The sequence below is a fragment of the Psychrobacter sp. DAB_AL43B genome, assembly GCF_900168255.1.
Classification (GTDB): domain Bacteria; phylum Pseudomonadota; class Gammaproteobacteria; order Pseudomonadales; family Moraxellaceae; genus Psychrobacter.
Map to the genome: position 1 here is coordinate 3272738 of NZ_LT799838.1, position 12568 is coordinate 3285305.

Here is a 12568-nt window from a genome sequence, read left to right on the forward strand (position 1 = left end):
AATCTCGCATGTCAGAACAATTCGATATCAATAGCGCATCTCAACCCTCCATCAATGCGAGCGAGCAGCCCACCACGGTACGTCCTGTCATGCAGATGGACAATCCGTATGCCAGCACTCGTGGCAGCATTACCAGCAAACAACTACCTGCATTCGATCAAGACATCATTAATAAATATAATCGTTCAGGGCCACGCTATACCTCCTACCCAACCGCTTTAGAATTTTCACCAATGCCAGAAGGGCTCGAGACAAAAATCCTTCAAGAACGCGAAGCCCATGCGCCATTATCACTCTATTTCCATATTCCATTTTGCCGTCACCTTTGCTATTACTGTGCTTGTAATAAAATCATCACCAAAAAGAACAGCGATGCTGGTGATTATCTAGAATACCTAATTGCTGAGATTAAGCACAAACGCAGCTTATTAAGCCCACCAGAAAACGGCAAAAAACCACTGGTTAAACAGCTACATTTCGGTGGTGGTACACCCACATTTCTACAAGATAATGAATTGATACAACTTTGGGAGTTCTTGCAGACCCAGTTTGAGTTTTTGCCGGAAGACCAAGGCGATTATTCTATCGAAATTGACCCACGTGAGCTGAGCGGCGAGACGCTACAAGTTCTACGTAACCTAGGTTTTAATCGTGTGAGTTTGGGCGTACAAGATTTAGATGAAACCGTACAAATTGCGGTTAATCGGGTACATTCAGCAGAATTAATTGAAAATGTTTTAACAGAGGCGCGCGCGCTAGGGTTTCATTCTATCAATGTCGATTTGATTTATGGTTTACCGCATCAAACGCCAACGACCTTAGATAAAACCGTCCGCCGTATTATTGAGATGTCACCAGATCGCTTGTCGGTATTTAATTATGCTCATTTGCCGGAACGCTTTAAATCTCAACGACAAATTAAAGAGGCGGACTTGCCTACTCCAGCCGCCAAGCTTACGATGCTTGGTAATACCATCAATACCCTAACCGAAGCAGGTTATCAGTATATTGGTATCGACCATTTTGCCAAGCCTGATGATGAGCTTGCTATCGCCCAGCGCGAAGGTAAGTTACATCGTAATTTTCAAGGTTACACCATCATGGGTGATTGTGATTTATTAGGCTTTGGCGTCTCTTCAATCAGTCAAATTGCCAATGCCAATAGCAGCTATATCCTACAAAATCATACCGATTTGGAGGTTTATAAAGAAAATATCGATGCGGCGCGCGACAATCCTGCAGTGATGCCAGCGGTAAACGTGATTAAAACCTCTATCAAAGATCGCTTACGTGAATACGTGATTATGAATTTATTATGTCACGACTATATCGACTTTAGAGACGTCAATCAAAAATTCGGTATCGATGCCATTACTTATTTTATTGATGAAATCCAACAATTAGGTCAGATGCAAGACGATCGTTTGATTGACATGGATGCCGCCGGTATTAGAGTATTGCCAAAAGGTCGCCTACTCGGTCGCAACGTTGCCATGGTATTCGATGAATACCTTGAAAAGAAACATAAAAATCGCTTTTCAAAAGCTATTTAACTAATTAATTTCTAAACTAAAATTCCAATAATAAAAAAGACCTCAAGCGAGGTCTTTTTTTGGCTTACGATAAATACTTTGATCTAATAAAAACTATCTATATCTACTCGGTAGGCATCACGAGATATAATCGATTGGCATCTTCTATCGTTTTCTCTTTATCGAGATACTTCTGTTCAACGGTACTTTTTACATTGATTATCTCTGAATCTGTCATGGCAAAATCGTCATCATTCAGTAAACCCAATGAACCATCTTGACGTAGCCATAAACCTTCAAGCTTATCGTGCGGATAATCTAAAGTAGCTAGGACATCGACTACCAAGGTTTTTTTGACAGGCTTGATAGCCACCTCTTCTAGCGTTTGCCAGTTTGCTTCGTTTTCTGCAATCATTTGCTCGAGCGTTTGTCCATTGATAGTCAAGCCGAGAGTCTTATCTTGTTTGATACTTTCGCCATTTAGCACAGCTTCAATATCTGTTGCTTGCGAGATATCCATTTTATAAATAAGTTTTTTCGCCACCTTCTCTTGTAGTGGAAATTTACGATCGTGCTCAATCAGATAAAATTCATGCTCATTGATAGCAACTATCCCTGATGCCACATATGCGGCATTATCAAGACGATATAAATATTGTGCTATCTGACCTGAGATTAAGTTAATAGTAACAATGCGCACTAGACTCGACAGACGCCCTGACTTATCAGGATTGTCCATCGAAGACTCCATGATACCCACTAGCGTAGTCTGGTCTGGAGTAATCGTTAGTGCTTCCATGCCGCGATTGGCGCGGCGCTTGGTAAACTCTGCCGGTAATAAAATCGGCTTACCATTCACAACCACATTATTACGCTCATCACTGGCAAAAGGATTGATACGGGCTATTTCTACCCCATCCGCGTCATAGTGGATGAGATGTGGACCATATTCATCACTAATCCAAAAACTGCCATCTTTGAGCGCGGCAAGTCCTTCGGGGTCTAGACCATTGATATCACTTTTAATAGGATTGGTTACTTCATCAAAAGGTAAGCTGGGGTTCACAGTCATCGGTTGACCATTAATATCATAAGGTACTTCATTGGTACCGCCAAAGGCTTTTGGATTCGGTAGGCCAGAGATCGGCTTGCCATTGCTATCTTTAAGGGCTATCTCTTTTACCTTGATAATTTTTCCGTCAGCTTGCAACTCAAACAGCCCAATAGACGGCGTATAATCGGGCACTAAAAACTGCTTACCTTTACCGGCAATACCATCAAAGTCGGCATTGGGACCTCGATCGGTAAGCACATAAAATTGATTAGCATTGGTTGGATGTGCCGCCGCGTCTGAGCCATAGCCACCACCTCGAATCTCTAATTTTTGCTCAGGATAAGCGGCATTAATATGCGTCGCATCAAGTACGGTATAGGGTAATGGGCTGCCTTGCGAGAAATCCTCTATTGAGATTATTTCAGTATTCACATTTTGCTTGGTCATTGTCATTGTTGTTTTCCTTGTATCAGTATTCTTATTATTAAAAAAGTGACATCACACGCTAAAAAATCTATTAAAAGTAGCCTTGGCAAATTAAAGTCAAAAAAATAGCCAGCGCGTTACACGCTTACTGACTATTTTAAAGGGCTAATTCTATAGGATGTGGTTCAAGTACAGTGATTTAGACTTTAAGCTTATCACCGACCATGCCTTTTACTGTACTTAGAATGTCAGCTGGTAATACCACCATTTTTGAGTTATCAGACTCAGCCAGCTTACGAATCGCTTTAATATACTGCTCACCAAGTAAGTAAACTATCGGCATCTCTTCCGTGCCCATTGCAGCAGTGATTAGACGAATAGATTCTTCTGAGCCTTTTGCTAGTACCACCTGCGCTTCAGCGTCACGGCGTGAGGCTTCTAAACGACCGTCTGCTTCTAGGATAGCCGCTTGCTTTTGACCATCAGCACGGGTCACTGTCGCACGACGTAGGCGCTCAGCTGCTGCCTGCTCTTCCATTGATGCTTGCATAGTCTGCGAGGGGTTAATGTCTTGAATTTCTACTGTTTTTAGCGTGATACCCCAATCAGCAATATCTTCTGAGATGGCATGCTTGAGCTTCATTTTGATTTCATCACGGCTAGATAAAGCACTATCGAGATCCATTTCACCGATGATTGAACGTAGTGATGTCTGCACAAGATTACGGATACCATATTCATAATCTTCGATACCGTAGACTGCTTTGTCAGGACGCACGATACTAATATAGGCGACGGCATTAGCGATAATCACTACGTTATCTCGCGTGATTACTTCTTGTGATGGAATATCAAGCACGATGTCTTTGGTCGTAACTTTATAAGCGACATCATCAACATAGGGAATAATAAGATTTAAGCCAGGCTCTAGTGTTTGGCTATATTTACCCAATCGCTGCACCACCCACTTGTAACCTTGCGGGACAATGCGCACACCCTTAAACACTGTAAATACGACCAGTGCGACCAAAACTATCATTACAATACTAAAGCTTTCCATAACTCATCCCTATTATTATACTTACGTATTTTTATTCGTTGCTGCCCAAGCCTTCATACTGCTCACGATCAGCTCGTTACCGACGATATCCGTCACCACAACTCTATCACCAACTGCCACTTGCTCATCTCTAGTACGGCACATCCATTCAGCCGCCCCAACAATAGGGACACTAAAGCGTACCATACCTGCTCTATTTGGTTGTGGCTGCACGATAATCATACCGACTTCACCAACGATGACACTGCCACCCAGTCCTGCTTCGGTACGATCAACGGACAAGGGTTTTACAAACTTGAACCATGCCAACAGAAATATAGCGGAAAGTACCAACCAAATAATAATTTGAACGGAGATAGAAATAGGCAATAACCATGAAAGCGCTGCAACGATGATAGCGGCAGCACCAAACCAAAGGCTAGCAAACGTCGGAACAAACATCTCGACAATCAGCAGCAAAAAGCCCAATACCAACCAATGCCAAGGTTCTATCATCCAGAGTGTCTCTATCATTGCGCTATTTCCTATCCTTGTAATCCTATCTTTCAATGTAGCACATTTCCTCAACTGAAAACGCTCTAAAAATAATACCTTTAAAAGCAATGCTATAAAAAATATTTCTTGAAAATTAGCCACTCGTCTTTATCTTCAGCTTAATACAAATATCAATGCGATATCTTTTCTAAAAAACTTGAAGCAAAAAAACGACCGCCGAAGCGATCGTTTTTTATTTTATAAATTTACAGCAGTAATTTTAGAATTTGAAATGTGCACCAAGCGTAACACCATTAGAATCTAAATCTTCACCGTCATCTAAGTCTATGGTTGGGTAGAAGTTATACATAACTTCTGCAGAAACCATAGGATTGAAGTTATAACCTAGACCTAAACCACCAGCTACACCAGTATCAGAGAAACTTTCACTTGTACTAGTATTAAAAACTTTATCTTTGTAATCTACATCGATTTCGTTTTTAGCGACGCCTAAACGACCTTTTGCATATAACGCAGTAGTTGGAAATACATAGTCATAAGTAGCATAAAGACCTAGAACATTAGCACTATATTCTGTTTTTTCAAAACGGTCTTCATAAGCATCGGTGTCGCTAGTAGTCAGATACTCAGCTTCAACACCAAACTCTGGCGTGAACTTATAACCACCGTAAACACCGTAGGATACAGCATCATCTTCTACGTCATCTGGACTATACTGACCAACCTTTGCACCGATATATGGTTGCCCTGCGTAGTTAACTGCTGCTTGAGCACTGACACTTAATAAAGACGCAGTTGCTAACGCTAATACTGTTGTTTGTAACATTTTCATTGGATTCCCCAAATTTATTTTAGTTGGTACTAAACTTTCGTATAGACTATATTTCACCGAAAAACCATCTCATCTATAGATGACGGCGATATAGTACCAATATTGTTGTTACTAAAAAACATTTGTTGTGTATTAAAATTATTACAAAAAAACGACCACCTTAAGTGATCGTTTTTTATTTAAGTAATGACTAATCAAAGGATTAGAATTTTAGCTGTGCACCAACGGTCATAAGATCTGCATCACTACCTAGCTTGTCATATTCAGCTTCAACACTGAAGTTAGGGTTTACTGAATAACCAAGACCTACACCACCAGCAAGACTAGTATCGCTATCAGAGTAATTAACTCTAGTAATTGGAGTGCTTAAATAACTACCTTCTACTTTAGTCTTAGCAACACCTAATTTACCTTTAGCGTATAAGCCAGTATTTGGGAACTGATAACGGTAGGTACCATATGCGCCATATGTTTTAGCGTCAATGTCGCCATTATAATAGTTAGCGTCGTCTGAACCGACATACTCAGCTTCAATACCAAAGTTAGGATCGAAGTTGTAACCACCATAAACGCCGTAAGCGGTTGGATCACTAGCACCATTAACATCTAGGTCAAACTGACCAACTTTCGCACCGACGTATGGTTGACCAGTATAGCCATTACCATAAGAGGTAGCTGCTTGTGCACCTACTGTTAGTAAAGAACCAGCAGCTAGTGCAATTAGAGTTTTTTGTAGAGTTTTCATTTGTAGCTCCTTAAAATCAATTTGGACAAACAAGTTATTTATTTATACTGGCTTTTTAGCCATATCGCCTTGTCTGCTAACGATGTATACATAGTAACAAACCGTGTCAAAAACTCTGTCTGTGTTTAATGGTAGGAAAGTTAAGTTTTGCAAGTATTTATCAGTACTAGAGTTACAAAGACTGAGATATGAAATCTTTTGTTACAACCTCTTGGTTTGGGTAATAATCCCTACGTATTAAGTAAACACTATCATGCAAAATAAAAAAAACGCACCCCGAAGGATGCGTTTTTTAGCTTAACTATTTATTAATAGTATTATTTTTTATCTTCGTCTACTTCAGTGAACTCAGCATCGACCACATCGTCGTCTGCTTGGTTGCTCTCGCCAGCATTATCCGCACCTTGTTGGAACTGGTTTGGATCCATACCTTCAGCACCAGCGCCTGCATCCGCATAAATCTTCTGGCTAACTGGCAAGAAGGCATTGTCTAATGCTTCAAGCTTGGCTTTGATGTCATCATGATCATCTTCTTTCGCAGCCGCTTCAAGCTCAGAGATAGCCGTTTCTACTGATGATTTTTCATCGTCAGATACTTTATCTGCGGCATCTTTTAGCGCTTTTTGTACCGCATGGATACGACCATCTGCTTCGTTACGTACTTGCGCTAAATTGGCGAATTTCTCGTCTTCAGCAGCGTTGGCTTCAGCATCACGAATCATTTGTTCAACTTCTTCGTCCGACAAACCAGAATCCGCTTTAATTTGAATACTTTGCGCTTTACCAGTACCTTTATCAGTCGCTGAGATATTCATGATACCGTCAGCGTTGATGTCAAAGCTGACTTCGATTTGTGGCAAACCACGTGGTGCTGGTGGAATGTCCGTTAAATCAAAACGACCCAGCTGTTTATTTTGGTTGGCAATTTTACGCTCGCCTTGATAAACCTGAATGCTAACCGCTGGCTGGTTATCTTCAGCCGTTGAGAATACCTGTGATTTCTTAGTCGGAATCATGGTGTTTTTCTCAATGATTGGCGTCAAGATGCCACCCATGGTTTCGATACCAAGCGTCAATGGTGTCACATCAAGTAGCAATACGTCAGTTTTGTCACCAGACAATACCGCGCCTTGAATAGCCGCACCCGCTGCTACTGCTTCATCAGGGTTCACGTCTTTACGTGGCTCTTGCCCGAAGAATTCCTGTACTTTTTGCTGTACCAATGGCATACGAGTCTGACCACCAACTAAGATGACATCATCAATATCGCCAATTTTTAGACCTGCATCTTCAAGGGCAATCTTACAAGGGCCCATCGTACGTTGTACTAATTCTTCAGTTAGGCTCTCAAGTTTCGAGCGGCTGATAGTAACCACCAAATGCTTAGGACCACTGCTATCAGCAGTAATATATGGCAAGTTCACTTCAGTGCTTTGGGCACTTGATAGCTCAATTTTCGCTTTTTCTGCCGCTTCTTTTAGACGCTGCATCGCAAGAGAGTCACCTTTTAGGTTGACGTCTTGGTCTTTTTTGAACTCGCTTACTAAGAAATCAATTAACGCTGAGTCAAAATCTTCACCACCAAGGAAAGTATCACCATTGGTCGCTAGTACTTCAAACTGCTGCTCGCCATCGACGTCAGCGATTTCGATGATTGATACGTCAAAAGTACCACCACCTAAGTCATAAACAGCAACTGTAGTATCGCCTTTCTTTTTATCCATACCATAAGCAAGAGCGGCGGCAGTTGGTTCGTTAATAATACGTTTTACATCAAGACCAGCGATTTTACCCGCGTCTTTGGTTGCTTGACGTTGTGAATCATTAAAGTAAGCAGGTACGGTAACAACTGCTTCAGTAACCGCTTCACCAAGATAGTCTTCGGCTGTTTTTTTCATTTTTTTCAAGATTTCAGCAGAAACCTGTGGTGGTGCCAGTTTTTTGCCGTTGATTTCGACCCATGCATCACCGTTATCAGCTTTGGCGATTTTGTAAGGTACCATACCGATATCTTTTTGCACGACTTTGTCATCAAAACGACGACCAATCAAACGCTTGATGGCAAATAACGTGTTGTTTGGGTTAGTAACCGCTTGACGCTTCGCTGACTGACCGACAAGGATCTCATCATCTTTATAAGCGACAATCGATGGTGTGGTACGAGTACCTTCAGCATTTTCGATGATTTTAACTTTATCACCTTCCATCACTGCGACACATGAGTTGGTTGTACCTAAATCAATACCAATGACTTTACCCATAATTAATTACTCCTAATTTGTTTTTAAATTAAATATTTATACATCCAGACCTTAGGTTATATAAACCTATTCGATCACTTGTTGCTTTATATCGGTTTACTTATGCATTTTTTCAAGTCATTCACGGTATGAAAAACCCCTTTTATGTGATTTTTTGTGAAAAGCCTTACTAATAATAAGGTTTAGTACCGTTAAAGACTGATTATTTATTATCTATAGTATTTAATGCTGATACAGAGATGCGATTGTCTTAAAATTACTGTCCGACACGCACCATCGCTGGGCGCAATAGACGACCATTCAAGCTATAGCCTTTTTGTAAGACCGTACCAACCATATCCGCTTCTGCTTCTGGGTCGATACCTACGGCTTCATGAAAATCAGCGTTGAACTTCTCGCCTTGTGGGTCAACCATTTCGACGCCATTTTTATTAAGCACATCTAGTAACGCCTTATGCGTCAACCTCACCCCTTCAGTCACTGGATCGTCTGCATTGGCATTTTCAATCGCACGCTCTAAGTTATCGACCACTTCTAATAGCTCTTTGGCAAATTTCTGTAGCGCAAAACGCTTACTCTTATCTGCCTCTTGTTCAATACGCTTTTGCGCATTATAAGTTTCAGCATTGGCACGGGCGGTACTTTCTTTAGCTTGTTTAACTTCACCTTCTAGCTCAGCGATACGGGCTTTAAAAGTATCAAGATTAATGTCGTTTTCGATGACACTCTCTTCACCTGAGTTATTCTGTGGATCAAATTCTTTCAAGGTTTCTTCTAAGATACTCTCTTCGTGTACAACGTTATCGTGTGAAACATTGTCGTGTGAGATATTTTGGTCAATCGATTCGTGGTTGGTGTTTTGCTCGCTCATGATAGCTCCCTAATATTGATATAATAATGATGGACTTTATAAAACAAAAAATTGGCTAATTGCTATCCCTAGTGTGTTTATCAATAGCTTATAGGCTTATATTACTTGATTAACCTTTATCACTCATTGTTTTTATAGATATCTTGCAATAGCTGATTGATAAAGGTTGCAAGGCCAAATTTCAAGCCTAATACGAGGAATTTTTCTTAATACTGACAAATGCTAGGCAGATAGAGACAAATACTCGCTAAAGTGCAAAAAAAGTGCCATATACCGTGTTTGTCTTTATTATCCATAGAAATACCTTTTTGCTAACAAAAGGTACAAAAAGCCGTCATTTATTCCAAATCATCTACTATTTACATTCAAACTATTACCAAAGAGTGCTCAACTTAATTTTTTATTATCTTATTATGATTGTAAATATAATTAATTAAACAAAAGTAAACACTGACTCATAGCATAACTAAAAATAGCAATGTTATGACAGTGGATACTGGTAATGATTTATAAGAGGTGTTATGTCTAATTCAACAGTATTGTCAGTCAACACCTTACTTAATAAAGCGGTGAAGACACTGAACCTAACGTCTTTAGGTCAAGAAAAAAGCGCGGGAAAAACAAACTGTCATCAACAAGTTGATAGTGATGAGCCAGAGAATATTAAAATAGAAAGCGCTAGAATAGAAAGTATTGAGTTGCAAGCTACCGATGATAAGTATTTATCTATTAAGGATAAGATGCTAGGTCATCATTTAATGACAAACTACCAACCGCATCTGTTGCACTATGCCATAAAAGGCATAGGCTGCTTGCCAACGCCTGTATTAGAAAGTTTAGTCGGTTATTTAAATGGTCCTAATTCTAAGCAATACATGCACGTCGATGCCCATCTACGCTTAATTCTTGCAGTCAATAGCAAGCTTAAAACGCCTTTACAACTTGTAGAAATGACCGAATTACGTAAACGATTTGCCACAGATGCGGTAGCTATGCAAGCACCAAAGGTATGGCAACAAGCCAGTGACAACCTCTTTAGCAATATTAAGCCGTTTGCTAAAAAAGGTGAGAGTTCTATCCGTTGGCAAGACAAAACGATTGCCAATGCTGACGACGGTGATATGACGCTTCGTTGCTATCAAAAACGAGCTAATGCTACTGGCTTTGGCTTTAAAAAAGCACAACAACACAATCCTAATGAGACGGTTTTATTGTTCTTTCATGGTGGTGGGTTTTGTATCGGTGATATCAATACGCACCATGAATTTTGTCATGCCGTTTGCGAGCAAACTGGCTGGCCAGTCGTCAGTGTTGATTATCGTTTAGCGCCTGAACATCCCGCTCCTACGGCATTAAGAGATTGTATTGCTGCTTATGCTTGGTTGGTTGAGCATTGTCAGTCGCTTGGCGCGTTGCCATCACGTATCGTACTAGCAGGTGATAGTGCTGGTGGCGGGCTATCGACTATGATTGCGCAACAAATCATCAGTCCGAGCAAAGATGCTTGGTATGATTTGGCTGCTGATGGTCAAAAAACCTTTGATATATTGCAGCGCTTACCACATCCAATGGCGCAAATGCCTTTGTATCCGGTGACTGATATTGAGACTGATTATCCGAGCTGGGAATTATATGGTGAGGGTTTATTGTTAGACCACGCTGACGTTGCGGTTTTTGATGCTGCTTGTTTAGAAAATAGTCCGCTACCGCGTCAGCATGTTCTTACTTCACCTATGCTAGGTGATAATCGACAAATTTGCCCTACTTATATCGTCGCCGCAGAATTAGACGTCTTGCGTGATGAAGCGTTTGCTTATGCTAGCCAATTAAAAGACTATGGGGTGGCTGTTCAGACCTATACTGTGGTTGGCGCACCACACGGATTTATCCATTTTATGAGCGTTCATGCAGCGCTTGAGCAAGAGACTAAGCATATCATTAACGGTTTTGCGAGATTTGTCCGTGAAGTGATAAGGACACAAGCTTTGTTAACTGCCTAGCTATTGATTCGTTTATATAATTTCATCAGTATTTTTACTAGCAGTGTTGCCAGTAAAGGTAATTATCCAAACCTCAGAGCGTGACCCTAAGCGAAACGGTATGCCCCAAAAGCCGTAGCCTGAGGATACAACGAAGTGGCCGTTACCAATAACCTCATAACCATAGCCCAAACGATTGATGGCGCTTACGATAAAATTAGCGGGAAATATTTGACCATTATGAGTATGTCCTGAGACTTGTAAATCAACCGGTAATTGGCTATGTTCCACGATATCACTGGGCCTATGGTCGAGCAGAATAACCGGTTTAGTGCTATCAACTTGCGCCAATAGATCAGTCGTTGCGACACGCTGACGCTTATGATTATCAAAACGCCCCATCAGCCAAATAGACTCGCCTTTATGCGTCAGGCATATTACCTCATCATTTAGCAACTGCACGCCAGCCTCACGTAGAGAATTACTAATCGGCTGCTCATGACCGTATAAATCGTGATTACCTAAGGTTGCATAGCTACCGTATGGCAAACTGCTCACAAGTTTTGCTAAATTATCTGCCATATGATAAGTGTTAAATGCTTGGGTATTGTCATCCATGATATCGCCTGGCATCAATAAAATATCTGCTTGATGATTGTTAACCATAGTATGCAGTCGCTCTATAGCCTTACTACCAAATAAACGACCTAAATGTAAATCACTGGCTACCGCTATACGTAGTGGATTAGTCAGCGGTTTATTAATCTGAATAGACAACTCACGCATAACCGGCACGTAAGCGCTATATAGGGCGTAAACAAACAACGCTACAAAGAAAGCTAGAGCAAAAATGCGTAATCCAATAGTAAGCATATCTCCATCAATAAGCGTAATACCGAACAAGCTATTTAAGAGCCAATAGCCTCCATATAATAGACTGGTAGATAAAGCCGTCAGCATCATAAAATGCATGACTAACATCCAACCACTAATCCAACGATAGCTATTAGCTAATAATTTGGTGACGCTCAACAGTAATAAAAAATTGGTAATGACAAATATTAACAGCCACACCGCAATAGTTGCTGATGCTGGTTGCGATGTGAGCCAAGGCTGTAGCCACCACTGTAAACTGAGCGCAGCGCCGACACTAAAAAGTTGTAACAGCGCAATAATAGTAATGATAAAGGCGTAACGCATAAGCCAATCCTTGAGTACTGTTATTCTAAGGCGCTTTTTTTCTAAAGCGCTTTTTTTCTAAAGCGCTATGGTATTAAAGAAATTTAGATTAAGTTAAGAAAATAAAAGAGCCA

10 protein-coding genes are annotated in these 12568 nt (G+C 40.7%); 2 read left to right on the top strand and 8 right to left on the bottom strand.

What is annotated here, in order from left to right:
• Positions 1–89 precede the first annotated feature (89 nt).
• Complete coding sequence (gene hemN, locus DABAL43B_RS13980) at positions 90–1553, top strand: oxygen-independent coproporphyrinogen III oxidase (protein ID WP_413771851.1); 1464 nt, start codon at positions 90–92, stop codon at positions 1551–1553.
• Between the two features lie 103 nt (positions 1554–1656).
• Here hemN and DABAL43B_RS13985 read toward each other — a convergent pair whose 3' ends face one another.
• The 7 genes from DABAL43B_RS13985 to grpE all read right to left on the bottom strand — a co-directional run bounded on the left by DABAL43B_RS13985 (position 1657) and on the right by grpE (position 9276).
• On the bottom strand, positions 1657–3039 hold the full coding sequence (locus DABAL43B_RS13985) for an esterase-like activity of phytase family protein (protein WP_227516702.1): 1383 nt from the start codon (positions 3037–3039) through the stop codon (positions 1657–1659).
• Positions 3040–3211: 172 nt separating this feature from the next.
• Complete coding sequence (locus DABAL43B_RS13990; protein WP_079692948.1) at positions 3212–4072, bottom strand: SPFH domain-containing protein; 861 nt, start codon at positions 4070–4072, stop codon at positions 3212–3214.
• Between the two features lie 21 nt (positions 4073–4093).
• Positions 4094–4585: an NfeD family protein gene (locus DABAL43B_RS13995; protein WP_079692949.1), complete on the bottom strand. Its 492-nt coding sequence runs from the start codon at positions 4583–4585 to the stop codon at positions 4094–4096.
• Positions 4586–4826: 241 nt separating this feature from the next.
• A complete protein-coding gene (locus DABAL43B_RS14000; protein WP_079692950.1) occupies positions 4827–5399 on the bottom strand; it encodes a porin family protein in 573 nt (190 codons plus the stop codon).
• A gap of 202 nt (positions 5400–5601) precedes the next feature.
• Positions 5602–6144 carry a porin family protein gene (locus tag DABAL43B_RS14005; RefSeq protein WP_079692951.1) on the bottom strand — a complete coding sequence of 181 codons (543 nt, stop codon included), beginning with the start codon at positions 6142–6144 and terminating at the stop codon, positions 5602–5604.
• 317 nt (positions 6145–6461) lie between these two features.
• Positions 6462–8405 (bottom strand): molecular chaperone DnaK, encoded by a 1944-nt coding sequence (gene dnaK / locus DABAL43B_RS14010; protein ID WP_079692952.1) that lies wholly within the window; start codon positions 8403–8405, stop codon positions 6462–6464.
• Positions 8406–8661: 256 nt separating this feature from the next.
• The gene (grpE, locus tag DABAL43B_RS14015) at positions 8662–9276 is read right to left on the bottom strand and encodes a nucleotide exchange factor GrpE (protein WP_079692953.1); all 615 of its coding nucleotides are present in this window, start codon (positions 9274–9276) and stop codon (positions 8662–8664) included.
• Positions 9277–9797: 521 nt separating this feature from the next.
• Between grpE and DABAL43B_RS14020 the strand changes: the two genes are divergently transcribed.
• Entirely contained in the window at positions 9798–11276 is a 1479-nt protein-coding gene (locus DABAL43B_RS14020) for an alpha/beta hydrolase (RefSeq protein ID WP_079692954.1), read from the top strand.
• A gap of 12 nt (positions 11277–11288) precedes the next feature.
• On the opposite strand, the gene DABAL43B_RS14025 is transcribed toward DABAL43B_RS14020, so the two are convergent.
• Positions 11289–12455, bottom strand: a complete 1167-nt coding sequence (locus DABAL43B_RS14025; RefSeq protein ID WP_079692955.1) for a metallophosphoesterase — start codon at positions 12453–12455, stop codon at positions 11289–11291.
• Positions 12456–12568: the final 113 nt, after the last annotated feature.